We start from the raw sequence: 14,565 nt of genomic DNA, 5'->3' as shown, positions 1-14,565 counted from the left end.
CTTTTTATTAAATTGCAAATTTATCGCATCTTTAACCAGTATGATCTAAGCGGGTACCTAAAGTTTCTAAATGCATGCTGAATGAAGCAGTTTTACGGTCTTCAAAATAATGTCTTAAGGTCCGTTCTACGCTGGGAAAAGCCAGTTCAGACCAAGGAATTTCATGTTCATCAAATAAACGCGACTCAATGGTTTCTTCACCAGCACCGAATATGCCATTGACGAGATTGGCCTTGAACAGAACGTAAATTTGTCCAATTCGGGGAATATTGTACATACAGTAGAGCTGTTCGATTTCGACTTCAGCTTCAGCCTCTTCGCGGGTTTCTCTGGCAGCGCCCTGTTCCATGGTTTCAAACAGTTCCATATAACCTGCGGGCAGGGTCCATAGCCCATAACGCGGTTCAATGGCACGGCGGCACAGCAAAACCTTATTTTCCCAAAGCACTAGTGCCCCGCAAATGACTTTGGGATTGACGTAATGAATATTGCCGCAATCTGTACAAACGCGGCGTAATTGATGGTCGCCGAGTGGAATTTTTTCCGTTGTTTTATGTCCGCAAATTACACAGAAATTCATATTCATCGTCAATGATAAAGGTGTTGATCAGCATAACTGAAAAATGCAACTTTGGCATCATTTCTATCCTTTGGAATAAAAATTCAGCTATGATGAAATAAAGCATGAGGCAGGAGCAGTAGCGCATGGATGACTACTCATTAATACAATTATTACAGCACAGGTTACGCTTTTCTACACGTATCAAGCCTGCTCATGCAGCTGTACTGATTGCCATTACTGATGAGTCTGATCCCAAAGTTTTGCTCACGCGCCGTTCTTTATATTTATCCAATCATGCAGGGGAAGTTTCTTTTCCGGGGGGGAAAAGAGATCCGCAAGATACCAGTAATATTGTGGTGGCTTTGCGCGAAGCTTATGAAGAGACCGCACTGAATCCATTTGATGTGCAACTGATTGGCGATTTGCCCATGCAAAAAGCCCGCAACGGGATGCTGGTCAAACCCGTGGTCGGGCTGATTCCGCCTGAAGTGGAACTTATTCCTCAACCAGCTGAAATTGATCGAATCTTTTTTGCATCACTGAGTAGCTTAATGAATGCACCGCCCATTCCCTATGAGGTGCGTTATGCTCATCAGTCTTTGTATTTTCCCAGCATGCGTGTGGAAAATGAGGTGGTTTGGGGATTGACGGCACGAATGTTGGTTTCACTGTTTCAGTATGGTTTGGATTATCAAAAGGAATGGCCATTTTTATTAAATTCGCCCACTTTTCATAGTAATAAGATTAAATACGGTAAATAAGGAATTTCACCTCATGATTTATAAATTTAAAGGATATACACCTCAAGCAACGCATCAACCTTGGGATGGCTGGGTGGCAGATAATGCGACCGTTATCGGCCAGGTAGAAATGGGCAAGCAGGTCAGTGTCTGGTTTGGCGCCGTGATTCGGGGCGATAACAGTAAAATCACGTTAGGGGATTTTACCAATGTGCAGGAAAATGCTGTTTTACATACCGATGCAGGCATTGAAATGCAGATCGGCAGCTATGTCACGATTGGCCATCAGGCTATGTTGCACGGCTGTACCGTCGGAGATAACACGCTGATCGGCATTAATAGCGTGATTTTAAATCATGCCGTGATTGGTAGAAATTGTATTATTGGTGCTAATGCCTTAATTCCAGAAGGTAAGGTGATTCCGGACAATTCTGTGGTCATGGGTTCACCAGGCAAAATCGTCAAAACTCTGGATGAGGCGGCTGAAGCCAAACTCAAAATGAGTGCCATGCACTATGCCGAGCATTTCAAAAATTTTCAGCATTTAGAGTCGGTTGAACTGTAATTTGAAACGCGATATTCAGCCAAGCGAGAGCTTGGCTTTTTTGTATCCTGCAGATGGAAAATCTCGCCTCGCACGCATGAGTGGAGTATGATATCCGACGTTTTTTATATTTAAATAAATTAAGGTTGTGCATGAAGTTGCTGGCATTGGAAACTGCCAATGAGCAGTGTTCCGTTTCTATTGTAGATGACACTCAAGAATTATTTTTTCAATTAGATGCGCGAGCAAAAGCACAAACGCAAACGATTCTCCCAATGATTGAACAGGCTTTTACCCAGCTTGGATTGTCTGCTGCTGACTTAACTGCAATTGCATTTAGCCGTGGTCCCGGTTCTTTTAGTGGGGTACGTATTAATGCTGCCGTGACTCAGGCCTTGGCATGGGCCAATGATCTACCTGTTATTCCTGTTTCAACCTTGCAAGCTTTGGCACAGGCAGCATACCGTGTGGCAGGTTTAACCGCAGTGACTGCAGTACTAGATGCGCGTATGAATGAAGTCTATATTGCCAGTTTTCAGCTGGATCAGCAGGGTATTATGCAGGCTGTGGATACAGAGCAACTGTTGAATTATAGTGCTGCCAGTCAGGCCGTCAGATTTGAACTTGTTGGTTCAGGTTCAGCTTTAATTCAGCCTGAAGCTATAGAATTTAAAGAGATTGTTGCCACAGCACAAGATATTGCACAAATTGCACGTATTGCTGCATTACAGCAGCATTGGGTTGCGGCTGAAGAAGCACTACCAGTGTATTTACGTGATAATGCGTGGAAAAAAATTCCAGAACAAATTAAAGCAACTTAAGGTTAGATATGGATCTTTTATTATTATTTAAAGCGGCCATCATGGGCTTGGTAGAGGGGATTACTGAATTTCTACCGATTTCAAGTACCGGGCATTTAATCTTAGCAGGTCAGCTTTTAGATTTCTGGACCATTGAAAAAAGAGATATGTTTGCGGTTGCAGTGCAGATTGGTGCAATTGCAGCTGTGATTTACGAGTACTGGGGCAAACTTTGGGGCGCTTTAATCGGTGGCTTAAAAGGTCAAGAACAGGGCCGCCGTTTAAGTATTAACTTAATTATTGCTTCAATTCCAATCATCATTATTGGCTTAACGTTTGGTGATATCATCAAGGCGTACCTGTTTAATGCAATTACTGTCGCGATTGCCTTAATTGTGGGTGGTTTTATTATTTTATGGGCTGAACGCCGTCCGCATAGCATTGAAACTCAAGAAGTGGATGATTTGACCTATAAACAAGCAACTTTAATTGGTCTGATTCAATGTTTAGCCTTATTTCCAGGGACTTCACGTTCAGGTTCAACCATTATCGGGTCTTTATTTTTAGGTGTATCACGTAAAGCAGCAGCAGAATTTTCCTTCTTTCTGGGTATTCCTGTATTAATGGGTGCTGGTTTACTCGATATGTATAAAATGAGGGCTGATTTGCATAGCAATGATATGGCTGTTCTAGCAGTGGGTATTATTGTGGCATTTATTTCTGCACTTATCGTGATTCGTGCATTAATTCGCTATGTATCGAAACATGATTTCACTGCATTTGCATACTACCGCATAGGTTTCGGTCTGTTTATTTTGGCAACTTGGTGGACAGGCTGGGTTTCTTGGTAATGCATTTGTTTACAGAAGCTCAGTTTCAAGCACAAGCACAGCAGTATTCTGCTGTGCTTTCTTCACGTGGTGTCAGTGTAAATGTTGAGATCATTGAAAAGCTGAATGCCCGATTTTTACGTTTAAATCCGGAACTGGCTTTATGTGTAGATGAATCGGGACTGTGGTTGTGTGCCAATGGCATGAAGATGCAGCCCGACTGGCAAGCTGAAGTGCCGCGTTTAAAACGTTCATCGTTAAAATCTGAAATGATTGCACGTGCCTGTAATCTGGGTGAAAAGCCTACATTAATTGATGCGACTGCCGGTTTAGGTCATGACAGTTTGTTAATGGCCCATTTGGGTGCTGAAGTCACCCTGGTTGAACGGCATCCGGTCTTGTTTACCTTACTGGAAGACAGCAAAAACCATGCGCAAAATGATGCTTTTCTCAGTTCAGTAGTGTCACGAATTCATCTGGTTTTCTCTGATTCTGCCGACTATTTAGTGCAGCAGGCTGAACAGAAGCGAGTGGTAGATGTGGTTTACCTTGATCCGATGTTTCCGCAGCGTGACCAGAATCAACAAGCCATTAAAAAACAGGCACAAGTGAAAAAACAGATGCAATTATTACATCTGTTATTGCCTGAACATGGGGAAATGGATCTGGGTGATAATCTGTTAACTTTGGCAAAAAAAGTGGCAAAACGTGTGGTGGTGAAGCGGCCGCGTCTGGCTGTCTATTTGGCTAACCTGGAACCGGATCATCAATGGCAGGGAGATGCCTGTCGTTTTGATGCCTACTTTCAGCATCATTTTCCCGAGTAGTTTGGTAATTGTTTCAATAATGTGCATTAATTTGTTATATAGTCCCAAAGCAGCATTGATAAAAATTCCATCAAGCATAAACTTAGAGTGTAAACTCGCGAGCTAAAGCCCCCCGAAAATCTTATGATCGACTTTAAACCCTCCATCAATTTTTGGCATGATTTTAAGAGCAACCAAACTGCCGGGATGTGGCTTTTTCTGGGTTCACGCCGATCTTTGCAAATTGTACGTCCCTCGATTCTGCAACTGATTTTTTGGGGAATTTTAGGCGGCAGTGCCAACAGCTTATTCAGTTGGCTCAGTGCGGAGGAGATGGGGGAGTTTAACCCGCAAGGCCTGATCAGTTATGCTTTATGGCCTTTTATTGCACTCATCGTCGGTATTTTTCTTTCCCAGCGGATCAATAATCCACGGTTGATGCTGGTACCTGCCTTGTTGTGGCTGGTACTGGATACCCATATCGCCTTATTGCAAAGTCTGATCCAGTATCTGGGCCTTATTGATGTATTGCCTTATATATTGTATGACTATTTGCCGACTATCTTTATGGTGCTGTTCGTCTGGCAGAGCTTGGCGGTGGTATGGGTCTTTTCCCGTGAACTGAAATGGCCATGGTGGGAGCGGGCACTGATTGTCGCTGCGACACTGTTCACCCTTGTGGTGTGGCAAATGTCGGTGAAAAGCCAGCCGATCTGGAAAGTTGAAGAAAGCCCGCCGACATTTGCCGAAGATGCTTTTTATGCGCAAAACAGGATCTTGAACAAGTCGCTGGAATCGATCCAGTATGGGGAGTTTGCCCAGTCGCACTGGTACTTTTTAGGCGTTGCTGGGGCAGGTTATCAGGATGTGTTTAAGTCGGAAGTTGAACGGATTAAAGAACAGTTTGATACCCGTTTTGGGACTTTTGGCCGTTCCATGGCCCTGATTAATAATCCTGAAACCCGCACTCAAATGCCGATTGCTTCACGCACCAGTATGGAAATGGCTTTACGCCGTATCGGGCAGCAAATGAATAAAGAAAGTGATGTGTTATTTTTATACATGACTTCACATGGTTTGCCGAATCAGTTTGAAATGGAAAATGACCCGATTGATTTAAATGATGTCGATCCTAAATGGCTTAAAGATACTTTGGATAAATCCGGCATCCGTTGGCGGGTAATCGTAATTTCAGCCTGTTATTCGGGGAGTTTTGTTCCCGCTTTGCAGGATGATAATACCTTGATTATTACCGCATCTGCGGCTGATCGGGCATCGTTTGGCTGTTCGAGTGAAGCGGATTATACTTATTTTGGACGGGCTTTCTTTGATCAGGCCATGCGCGAGCAGATGTCTATAGAAAGTGCTTTTGAGCAGACCAAAAAAACAGTGGCACAATGGGAAACAGCACAAGGATTTGAAGCCTCTGAACCGCAATGGTCGATTGGCAAGAATATGGAATTTATGTTGCCGCAACTCGAGCAACGCTTATTTCCAGCTACAACTCAGACAGATATGAAAATAGAAAGCCCACAATTAAGTGTGGCAGCACAATAAGGAAAATAATGATGGAATTAACGCAAGTTAATCGATGCTTTGATGGGGAACAGCGAATTTATGCCTTTAATTCCAAGAGCTTAAAAGGGCAGGCGAAATTTGGAGTTTTCTTGCCCCATCAGGCCTTAACGGGTCAGCCTTGTCCCGCCCTATTTTACCTGGCGGGTCTGACCTGTACTGAAGAAACTTTTGCAATAAAAGCCCATGCGCAACGTTTAGCAGCACAGCTGGGATTTATCCTGATCAGTCCGGATACCTCACCGCGAGGCGAGCAAGTTGCAGCAGGGGATTCCTGGGACATCGGTCAGGGTGCCGGATTTTATATCAATGCTAATCAGGCACCGTGGGCTGAGCATTATCAAATGGAAAGCTTTATTGCCGATGAACTTTATGCTGTGGTGACGCAAAACTTTCCAGTCCAAGCAGATGCGATAGGCATCTTCGGGCATTCCATGGGAGGACATGGTGCACTGACACTGGCCTTTAAATATCCGGAAAAATTTAAATCGGTATCTGCTTTTGCTCCGATTTGCGCGCCGAGCCAATGTCCTTGGGGTGAAAAGGCATTTTCAAATTATTTAGGTGCAGATCAGGCCGAATGGAAAAAGCATGATGCAACGGCTCTGGTTCAGTCCAAAGGTGCCTTGTTTCAGGAGATTCTGATTGATCAGGGGGCTAAGGACCAGTTCTATAGCCAACTGAATCCAGCATTATTTAAACAGGCCTGTGCCGAAGCAGGTCAGTCCCTGACCTTGCGTGAACATGCCGGTTATGATCATGGTTATTACTTTATTCAGACCTTTATGGATGACCATCTGCAATTTCATGCGGTACAACTTGATGTATAACATTTGATTGAACATCAGATTTACTCAGAACATAAGGAGCACAACAGCTCCTTATTTTTTTTGCTGTCATCAATGCCTGAATAAACAGGATTGAATCACAGCACTAAGATGCAATTTGTTATAATGTGAAAAATCAATTCAAATGCATAGCCAGGTTCTCTCCATGTCCAAGCCATATTTAATTGCACCTTCCATTCTATCTGCCGACTTTGCCCGTTTAGGTGAAGAAGTTGAAAATGTGCTTGCAGCAGGTGCCGATGTCGTACACTTTGATGTCATGGATAACCATTACGTACCTAACCTGACTTTTGGTGCAGGGGTATGTAAAGCATTAAAAAAATACGGGATTCAGGCACCGATTGATGTGCATCTGATGGTGTCGCCTGTAGACCGTATGATTGGCGATTTCCTGGAAGCGGGTGCTGACATTATTACTTTTCACCCGGAAGCGACGGATCATATTGATCGTTCTTTACAGTTAATTAAATCGGGTGGTGCCAAAGCTGGTCTGGTGTTTAATCCGGCCACACCATTGCATTACCTGGACTATGTGCTGGACAAAGTTGATCAAATTTTGTTGATGAGTGTTAACCCGGGCTTTGGCGGTCAGAAATTTATTCCCATGACTTTGGATAAACTTCGTCAGGCACGCAAGATCATTGATGCCTCTGGCCGTGACATCCGTTTAGAAGTTGATGGTGGGGTGACTCCAGCCAATATTCGCAAAATTGCAGAAGCAGGCGCAGATATGTTTGTTGCCGGTTCGGCTATTTTTGGCAAGCCAGATTATCAAGCTGTCATTGATGAAATGCGTTCAGAACTGGCAAAAGTAGGCTCAGTTAATCTCTAATAATCTACAATTAATGATCGCTAAGTTGTGGATAACTTTATGGATAACCATATGGATATCTGTGTGGATAACTTGATTAGTTTATAAACAATTGTAGATCAATAGTTTAATAATTAGACATTAAATGTATAAAAAGGACTCAAATGAGTCCTTTTTTAGCTTGTTAAGGCATTAAAAAATATGATGCTTTATTCATCTACGCTTAAAAATAATACTGTTTAAAAAATAACTTTATTGTTTAAGTTGGCATTATTCAACCGGACTCGACACTGTTTAGCATAAATTTAAAAATTGTGTATAACTTATATCTTGGTTATGCTGGTAGACTGAAATCAAAAGAACATGATTTATCTTTTATTGTGTATCGGCTAAGGACAATACTGTGCCCACTTCATTACGCAAACAGGCTTGGTTTGTGTTCCTGATGGTTTTTGCCATTGGGTGGAGCAATGCTGTCTTGGCATTTGAACAGCCGATGCATCAGCAAATGATGAGTGAATTGACGATTCAGCATGAAGATAAAATGCCGATGACGACCATGTCAGGTTGCCATGATGCAGTCAAAACTCAACCGCACATGCAGCAGCATCCTGTCGAACAGGTAGACGTGTCCCATGATCTGGATTGTAATCAGGGCATGAGTGATCAACAGCAGCATTTCAGCTGTAATGATTGCCTACAGTTGCATTGTCAGAGTCTCAGTCTCTGGCTGGATTCTCAAGCACACCCTCTGGTGCATGTGCAAGCCATTCAAGAACATCCACAGCTGAATTTTGCTTATTCCGCCCAGCATTTAAGCGGTTTCTGGCAGCAGATTTTACGTCCCCCCAAAGCTTGACCGTGATTTAAAAAACTTTTTATTTTTAAATTATAGGTTTAGTCATGTCTATACAATTAAGTCAAAGCCTCGTGATCGGGGTCTGTTTAGTCTCATCGTCGTGGGTGTTTGCTGCGGTCAAAGAATATCATCTCAACGTTGATGAACAGAACGTGAATATCACTGGAAAGTCCTTAAAACGGATTACTGTCAATGGTAAATTTCCTGCGCCCCTTCTGGAATTTGAAGAAGGTGATGATGCTGTAATTCACGTGCATAACAATCTGAAAAACAAGGATAGCTCCATTCACTGGCATGGTTTATTGCTGCCGGGACTGATGGATGGGGTGCCGGGTTTTAACCAGTTTCAAGGGATTAAACCACAAGCTGATTTTGTCTATCGTTTCAAGGTGCGGCAAAACGGCACCTACTGGTATCACGCGCATTCCAAAGGACAGGAACAGGACGGTTTATATGGCGCTCTGGTGATTTACCCCAAAGGGAAAAAGCCCCTAGCATCGCATGAACAGGCAGATCGTGATTATGTAGTAATGCTGTCCGATTTTCATCAATCAGGCAGTGATCAGATTCAGAAGAACCTGAAAAAGTCGGCTGAATACTACCAAAATCGGCATGAAACTGTGGCCGACGTGTTGAAACAAGTTAAGCGTGATGGACTCAAAAGTACCTGGCAAGATCGTTCCATGTGGAATCAGATGCGCATGCTGAAAACCGATTTGTCCGATGTCAGCGGTTATACCTTCCTGATCAATGGCAAAACGCCGGAGCAAAACTGGACCGGTATGTTCAAGCCAAATGAAAAAGTCCGTTTACGTTTTATCAATGCTTCAGCCATGAGCTTTTATGATGTGTGTATTCCTGACTTGAAGATGACTGTGGTCAGTGCCGATGGCCAGCCCGTGCAACCGGTACCTGTCGATGAATTTCGCATCGGAACCGCTGAGATCTATGATGTGATGGTTGAACCCAAGGCCAATCATTATCAGATTGAAGCCGAATCGATTGACCGTAGCGGGTTTGCGATTGGTTCATTGCATAATGAAAATTCTCCAGTGACACATGCGATTCACATGCCTAAGCCGCGTCCACGTGCATTACTTACGATGGAAGATATGGGGCATGCTTCGGCATCCAGTGATCATGCGAACCATGCTGAGATGAATGATGGTCAGAGTAGTACAAATCAAAGCCGTGCCAGCGCAATGAAACATCAAGTGATGGATCATTCGTCAATGGATCATCAGACCATGGAACATACTCAAATGAGTCATGCTGCCATACACGACCATTCGCAACATGCGACTCAACAATACGCTATGCCACAGCCAGCAAAACCTGAGTCTGATCAGCAGCACGAGCAAAGCCATACAACGCATCTTATAGAACAACCATCTTCAGATAATAAGGCGCCCGTGGTTTATGGCTGGGCCAATGCATCCACACCCATAGGGCATAAAGCACTGCAATATAGCGACTTGAAATCACTCACTCCACAGCCCGATACCCGTCCGGCAGATAGAGAGCTGGAAGTGCGTTTGGGCGGCAATATGGAGCGCTATATCTGGACCATCAATGGCAAGAAATTTACTGAAGTAGAACCGTTACAGGTGAAATATGGCGAACGTATCCGGCTGAAATTTATTAATGACAGCATGATGGCGCATCCGATGCATCTGCATGGCATGTTTATGCAGCTGGAAAATGGGCAAAGTAGCGCCAATATGCCGAATAAACACACCCTGATTGTGCCACCGGGTAAAACGGTAACGGCATTACTGACCGCGGATGAATTGGGAGAATGGGCGATTCATTGCCATCTGCTCTATCACATGTCGTCGGGCATGATGAGTAAACTAGTGGTGGCCAATGTGGATGGAAATAAAATGCTTGCTTCACCCGCTACGCCAGCTCAAGTTCAGCAAGGAGACTCACATGCGCATCATTAATCACTTTGCAATGAGCACATTGAGTGTCTCGATACTGTTGCTCTCTGGGCCAAGTTTTGCACAACCAAGTCATCAAACCATGTCTATGGCGGAAGCGCAGACGTCACCACAAAATGAAATACCGGTCGATCATTCACAACATCATGTCGTGTCAACTACAGCCCAAACACCTGTTAAAGCAAAACCCGTAAGCGCTGCTCAAGATGAAAATGTGAACTCGAATGATGCTGCATCTGCCGAGCATATAAAAGAACATGGCGGCCAGATGTATCAGCAAACCACGCTTGAAAGTCGTTGGCTACGCAATAACGATGGAGACGGGGTTTTAAAGTCGGAACTGGAAACCCGTATCGGGACAGATGAAAACAAGATTTTTATCAAATTCCATGCCGATAATGCTGAATCACAGCAAGCTGAATATGATGCCAAAGTGTTATACAGTCGCAATGTTGCCGATTTTTGGGATGTGCAGGCCGGTCTACGTTATCGCAATGACCAGAATCGGGAAGTCGATCAGGATCAGGTCGATGCTGTGATTGGGGTACATGGGTTGGCACCGTATTTCTTTGAAACCAATGCCTATCTCTATGTCGGGCAGGATAATCAAATGTCTTTGAGTCTGGAAACTGAACGCGATGTGCTGCTGACGCAAAAGCTGATTGTTAAGCCTTATCTGGACTTGAATGTGGTATTGAGTGATGACTCCAGCTATGCGCAAAAAACCGGTTTAAGTACCGCACAATTGGGGCTGGAAACCCGTTATGAAATCAATAAAAAGGTCATGCCTTTTATTGATGTGGCCTATGGATACAAACAGGGGCATGAACAGACGGATTGGCAAGCGGAATCAGCATCTGATCAGGAATGGTTATATGGTGCGGGGATTCGTTTTAAATTTTAATTCCCTCAGTTGATTCAAAATATGACTGGTTTAGGTCAGTCGTATTTTATTCGCACTTTTAAGGTGAGTAATTGGTCAAAAAATGTAAAACAAGCACCTGTTTAGCTCAATTATTTATATAATTATCTACTAAGTTATAGGAGGAACGACCTCCCTTGGGGCAATCGAATTTATTGTCGCACTGAGAAAATTCGTCAGGACGACCTGACTCTGATCAAATGGAGCATCGTCGTCATGGCTTGGGTAGTTTTAATTTTAGCGGGTCTTTTTGAAATTGTTTGGGCCTATGCCATGAAACTTTCAGAAGGTTTCACTCGTCTTACCCCGAGTATTATTACCCTGGTTTTTATGGTGTTAAGTTTTGCTTTACTGGCCTATGCTATGCGCACTTTGCCACTGGGTACAGCCTATACCATCTGGACCGGAATTGGTGCAGTCGGTTCTTTTCTGGTTGGGGTGTTTATTTTGGGTGAGCCTGCATCGGCCATGCGGATGTTGGCAGCTGTACTGATTATTTCTGGATTAGTGCTGATGAAACTGTCATCATCATAACGGTTCTTCCTCACTATATCGCTTATTTATTGTACTACAGGAGAAGACAATGAAACTTTCATTTATGCAAATGGCTTCTCCTGTGGGTACATTAAAACTCGTCGCCAATAACACGGCTCTGGTGGCAGTACTTTGGGAAAATGAAAATCCTAAACGGCTACGTTTAGCCGAACTGATTGAACAGGTTAATCATCCTATTTTATTGGCAACTCAAAAACAGTTAACTGAATATTTTGCTGGAACAAGACAGCAGTTTGATTTGCCTTTAGATTTTGAAGGTACTGAATTTCAGAAGAAAGTCTGGCAAGCTTTGTTGACCATTCCATTTGGCGAAACTCGAAGTTACCGCGATATTGCCGAGCAAGTCGGTAATGTCAAAGCAGTTCGTGCCGTGGGTGCAGCGAACGGTAAAAACCCCATTTCCATTATTGCGCCGTGTCATCGTGTGGTCGGAACAAATGGTAAACTGGTCGGTTTTGCTGGTGGACTGGACAACAAAGAAATTTTATTGAAACTTGAATCTTCACTAATTTAATAAGTTTATGTTATTGTTATTAAAAATATAATATGAACTTCATTGAATGAACATTTCTCAAATTTTTATACCACTTTTTTCACAGCTGTGGTGGATCATTTTATTATTTGCTGCCGCTGTTCTTTTTAAGATATTTAAACCTTTTTTGAAAGGAAAAGTTGGGGAATTAGCGGTAGCTGTACACGTCAAACTTTATTTGAAAGACCCGAGTTATATTTTATTAAATGATTGTACTTTGCCAGATGAACAGGCAGGAACAACGCAAATTGACCATATTCTGTTAAGTCCCTTTGGGATTTTCGTGATTGAAACCAAAAATTATAAAGGCTGGATTTTTGGTGGTGAGCGGCAAAAAATGTGGACACAGAAGATTTATAAGAAAAGCTATAAATTTCAAAATCCATTGCATCAGAATTATAAGCACATGAAAGTACTGCAAAATGTATTGTCTGATATTGTTGAGCCAGAGTACCTGCATTCAGTGATTGTGTTTATGCCGGAAAGTGAATTTAAAACAGCCATGCCAAGTAATGTATTTCGTGGTGCTGCATGGGTGGATTATGTCAAAGGTTTTCAGGAGGAAGTGATACCCGCCATGAAACTAAAACGGATTCAATTGCGGATTGAAAAAGAAGTTTTAGAGAAGTCCTGGAAAACCAATCGCCTACATGTAGAAAATCTAAAACAGCGTCAGCAAGGGAATTGACCCAAAAAGCCTTTGAACGTGCAAAGGCTTTTTTATTAATGCTGTAGCTGATTTAATTTTTCAATAATTTCATTCAGTTGCTTGATGCGTTTCACTTCATCCCACAGCATTTTGGCTTCTGGATAATGCTTGGACATCATGCCCAGCCACTGTTTATAGCGTCCGACCATATTCACTTCTTTTTTATAGGGACCATTCAGGAAACGAATTTGCAAAGCCAATAATTCATTCCAGATGATCAAGGCTTCGTCGGTATTCTGACGGATACATTGGGTGATATCCGGTGTGGTTACAGCAGCTCGGCCAATCATCAAATCTTCACAGCCAGATTCAAGCTGACATTGCTTGGCATCTGTATTGGTCCAGATTTCACCATTGGCAATTACATTAATTTTTAATGCTTCACGAATCGGTTGCAACTGATCCCAAAATGCAGGAGGGGTATAGCCTTCCGCCTTGGTACGGGCATGTACTGTGACCCAGGAAGCACCTGCATCTTCAATGGCATGGGCATTTTCCAGAGTGAAGTTACGATCCATATAGCCCAGACGCATTTTTGCAGAAACGGGTATATGACTGGGTACAGCATCACGCACAGCTTTGACCAGCATGTGTACCACTTCAGGTTCATCCAGCAGCACTGAACCGCCACGGTGCCGGTTAACAGTTTTTGCCGGACAACCAAAATTCATATCAATTACAGGTGCACCGAGTTCCACGGCACGAATGGCATTGGCTGCCAGCATTTCAGGATCATTACCTAAAAACTGCACATGCACAGGTGTACCTGATGCTGTTTTTCCGCCATTGAGTAATTCTGGGCAATACTGATAATAAATATGATCTGGCAAAACAGAGTTGGTGATACGAATGAACTCGGTTACACACCAGTCAAAGCTGCCCACAGACGTGAGTACATCACGCATAATGGGGTCTGTTAAGCCTTCCATGGGTGCAAGGATGAGTTTCACAGTGATGTCTACCCGTTAAATTTGAAAAACGGTGTTATACGTTTTTTTATGCATGCTGTCTAGGAAAAGGTCTTTGAAATATTGTAGTGTGAGATAGGTCTTAACCCTTATATTTCGTATTGTTATTCCTAAGTAGAAATGTCCTGTTTTAAACTGAAAGAGTCAAAAACAGGATTTAAATCTCTTTGTTAGACATAGTGATCAGCATCTCAAATGCATATTCAATCCATGATGTTGATGTATATCATAGACTAGACATTTTAATTAGTAAGAATACAGATACTTTAAATGGTTTCTTACATTTGCATTTCGTATAAGTGCCACTCTGTTAAATAGATTTAACCTTCAGTCAATTTATTAGAGCCTGTAAATAATTTTGTGTAATTGCTTTTCATAAATTTAAAGGTGATTGCTTAAGCGGTCACCGAATTCAATAATAAAGCGGCTCATGGCTAAACGCCAGTCGCGAATAGGCATATTCCACTTTTTAGACGCTGCATCAATTGCCAGGTAAATCACTTTACGTACAGAATCATCCGTTGGAAAGACTTTACGTTTTTTGATCGCTTGGCGTATTAC

Annotated in this window: 16 protein-coding genes and 1 pseudogene; 14 read left to right on the top strand and 3 right to left on the bottom strand. The window is 42.8% G+C overall.

Annotated features, from left to right (window positions below):
• Positions 1 to 31: 31 nt before the first annotated feature.
• The gene (locus B9T38_RS15930; protein ID WP_086197695.1) at positions 32 to 580 is read right to left on the bottom strand and encodes an NUDIX hydrolase; all 549 of its coding nucleotides are present in this window, start codon (positions 578 to 580) and stop codon (positions 32 to 34) included.
• Between the two features lie 125 nt (positions 581 to 705).
• On the opposite strand from B9T38_RS15930, the gene B9T38_RS15925 reads away from it, so the two are divergent.
• The 14 genes from B9T38_RS15925 to B9T38_RS15860 all read left to right on the top strand — a co-directional run bounded on the left by B9T38_RS15925 (position 706) and on the right by B9T38_RS15860 (position 13,015).
• Complete coding sequence (locus tag B9T38_RS15925; protein WP_086197694.1) at positions 706 to 1,323, top strand: NUDIX hydrolase; 618 nt, start codon at positions 706 to 708, stop codon at positions 1,321 to 1,323.
• A gap of 13 nt (positions 1,324 to 1,336) precedes the next feature.
• A complete protein-coding gene (locus B9T38_RS15920) occupies positions 1,337 to 1,867 on the top strand; it encodes a gamma carbonic anhydrase family protein (RefSeq protein WP_086197693.1) in 531 nt (176 codons plus the stop codon).
• A 131-nt stretch (positions 1,868 to 1,998) separates the two neighbouring features.
• Positions 1,999 to 2,667: a tRNA (adenosine(37)-N6)-threonylcarbamoyltransferase complex dimerization subunit type 1 TsaB gene (gene tsaB / locus B9T38_RS15915; RefSeq protein ID WP_086197692.1), complete on the top strand. Its 669-nt coding sequence runs from the start codon at positions 1,999 to 2,001 to the stop codon at positions 2,665 to 2,667.
• An 8-nt stretch (positions 2,668 to 2,675) separates the two neighbouring features.
• Positions 2,676 to 3,497, top strand: a complete 822-nt coding sequence (locus B9T38_RS15910) for an undecaprenyl-diphosphate phosphatase (protein WP_086197691.1) — start codon at positions 2,676 to 2,678, stop codon at positions 3,495 to 3,497.
• Positions 3,497 to 4,303 carry a class I SAM-dependent methyltransferase gene (locus tag B9T38_RS15905; protein ID WP_166171046.1) on the top strand — a complete coding sequence of 269 codons (807 nt, stop codon included), beginning with the start codon at positions 3,497 to 3,499 and terminating at the stop codon, positions 4,301 to 4,303. Before B9T38_RS15910 ends, B9T38_RS15905 begins: the two co-directional genes overlap by 1 nt.
• 123 nt (positions 4,304 to 4,426) lie before the next feature.
• Positions 4,427 to 5,839 carry a C13 family peptidase gene (locus B9T38_RS15900; RefSeq protein WP_086197689.1) on the top strand — a complete coding sequence of 471 codons (1,413 nt, stop codon included), beginning with the start codon at positions 4,427 to 4,429 and terminating at the stop codon, positions 5,837 to 5,839.
• Between the two features lie 11 nt (positions 5,840 to 5,850).
• Positions 5,851 to 6,687, top strand: coding sequence for an S-formylglutathione hydrolase (fghA, locus tag B9T38_RS15895; protein WP_086197688.1), 837 nt, complete (start codon positions 5,851 to 5,853; stop codon positions 6,685 to 6,687).
• 163 nt (positions 6,688 to 6,850) lie between these two features.
• Positions 6,851 to 7,537 carry a ribulose-phosphate 3-epimerase gene (gene rpe / locus B9T38_RS15890; protein WP_086197687.1) on the top strand — a complete coding sequence of 229 codons (687 nt, stop codon included), beginning with the start codon at positions 6,851 to 6,853 and terminating at the stop codon, positions 7,535 to 7,537.
• Between the two features lie 382 nt (positions 7,538 to 7,919).
• The gene (locus tag B9T38_RS15885) at positions 7,920 to 8,375 is read left to right on the top strand and encodes a hypothetical protein (RefSeq protein WP_086197686.1); all 456 of its coding nucleotides are present in this window, start codon (positions 7,920 to 7,922) and stop codon (positions 8,373 to 8,375) included.
• A 44-nt stretch (positions 8,376 to 8,419) separates the two neighbouring features.
• Positions 8,420 to 10,321 (top strand): copper resistance system multicopper oxidase, encoded by a 1,902-nt coding sequence (locus tag B9T38_RS15880; protein ID WP_086197685.1) that lies wholly within the window; start codon positions 8,420 to 8,422, stop codon positions 10,319 to 10,321.
• Positions 10,308 to 11,222 (top strand): copper resistance protein B, encoded by a 915-nt coding sequence (locus B9T38_RS15875; RefSeq protein WP_086197684.1) that lies wholly within the window; start codon positions 10,308 to 10,310, stop codon positions 11,220 to 11,222. The genes B9T38_RS15880 and B9T38_RS15875 overlap by 14 nt, the downstream gene beginning before the upstream one ends.
• A gap of 234 nt (positions 11,223 to 11,456) precedes the next feature.
• Positions 11,457 to 11,774 (top strand): quaternary ammonium compound efflux SMR transporter SugE, encoded by a 318-nt coding sequence (gene sugE, locus B9T38_RS15870; RefSeq protein WP_086197683.1) that lies wholly within the window; start codon positions 11,457 to 11,459, stop codon positions 11,772 to 11,774.
• Between the two features lie 49 nt (positions 11,775 to 11,823).
• Positions 11,824 to 12,309, top strand: coding sequence for a methylated-DNA--[protein]-cysteine S-methyltransferase (locus B9T38_RS15865; protein ID WP_086197682.1), 486 nt, complete (start codon positions 11,824 to 11,826; stop codon positions 12,307 to 12,309).
• A 46-nt stretch (positions 12,310 to 12,355) separates the two neighbouring features.
• Positions 12,356 to 13,015 (top strand): nuclease-related domain-containing protein, encoded by a 660-nt coding sequence (locus tag B9T38_RS15860; protein WP_086197681.1) that lies wholly within the window; start codon positions 12,356 to 12,358, stop codon positions 13,013 to 13,015.
• Between the two features lie 35 nt (positions 13,016 to 13,050).
• Here the strand turns inward: B9T38_RS15860 and B9T38_RS15855 are convergent, their stop codons facing one another.
• Positions 13,051 to 13,986, bottom strand: coding sequence for a tRNA dihydrouridine synthase (locus B9T38_RS15855; protein ID WP_213033060.1), 936 nt, complete (start codon positions 13,984 to 13,986; stop codon positions 13,051 to 13,053).
• A 399-nt stretch (positions 13,987 to 14,385) separates the two neighbouring features.
• Positions 14,386 to 14,565 (bottom strand): annotated as a pseudogene (locus tag B9T38_RS15850) (IS256 family transposase); the annotation flags it as partial.

This window comes from Acinetobacter sp. ANC 4218, from assembly GCF_002135245.1.
Taxonomy (GTDB): domain Bacteria; phylum Pseudomonadota; class Gammaproteobacteria; order Pseudomonadales; family Moraxellaceae; genus Acinetobacter.
This window is presented reverse-complemented; position numbering and strand designations above follow the sequence as displayed.

Coding starts and splice junctions, on each gene's coding strand:
- B9T38_RS15930 (WP_086197695.1), bottom strand. CDS start 580: ATGAATTTCTGTGTAATTTGCGGACATAAAACAACGGAAAAAATTCCA.
- B9T38_RS15925 (WP_086197694.1), top strand. CDS start 706: ATGGATGACTACTCATTAATACAATTATTACAGCACAGGTTACGCTTT.
- B9T38_RS15920 (WP_086197693.1), top strand. CDS start 1,337: ATGATTTATAAATTTAAAGGATATACACCTCAAGCAACGCATCAACCT.
- tsaB (WP_086197692.1), top strand. CDS start 1,999: ATGAAGTTGCTGGCATTGGAAACTGCCAATGAGCAGTGTTCCGTTTCT.
- B9T38_RS15910 (WP_086197691.1), top strand. CDS start 2,676: ATGGATCTTTTATTATTATTTAAAGCGGCCATCATGGGCTTGGTAGAG.
- B9T38_RS15905 (WP_166171046.1), top strand. CDS start 3,497: ATGCATTTGTTTACAGAAGCTCAGTTTCAAGCACAAGCACAGCAGTAT.
- B9T38_RS15900 (WP_086197689.1), top strand. CDS start 4,427: ATGATCGACTTTAAACCCTCCATCAATTTTTGGCATGATTTTAAGAGC.
- fghA (WP_086197688.1), top strand. CDS start 5,851: ATGGAATTAACGCAAGTTAATCGATGCTTTGATGGGGAACAGCGAATT.
- rpe (WP_086197687.1), top strand. CDS start 6,851: ATGTCCAAGCCATATTTAATTGCACCTTCCATTCTATCTGCCGACTTT.
- B9T38_RS15880 (WP_086197685.1), top strand. CDS start 8,420: ATGTCTATACAATTAAGTCAAAGCCTCGTGATCGGGGTCTGTTTAGTC.
- B9T38_RS15875 (WP_086197684.1), top strand. CDS start 10,308: ATGCGCATCATTAATCACTTTGCAATGAGCACATTGAGTGTCTCGATA.
- sugE (WP_086197683.1), top strand. CDS start 11,457: ATGGCTTGGGTAGTTTTAATTTTAGCGGGTCTTTTTGAAATTGTTTGG.
- B9T38_RS15865 (WP_086197682.1), top strand. CDS start 11,824: ATGAAACTTTCATTTATGCAAATGGCTTCTCCTGTGGGTACATTAAAA.
- B9T38_RS15860 (WP_086197681.1), top strand. CDS start 12,356: ATGAACATTTCTCAAATTTTTATACCACTTTTTTCACAGCTGTGGTGG.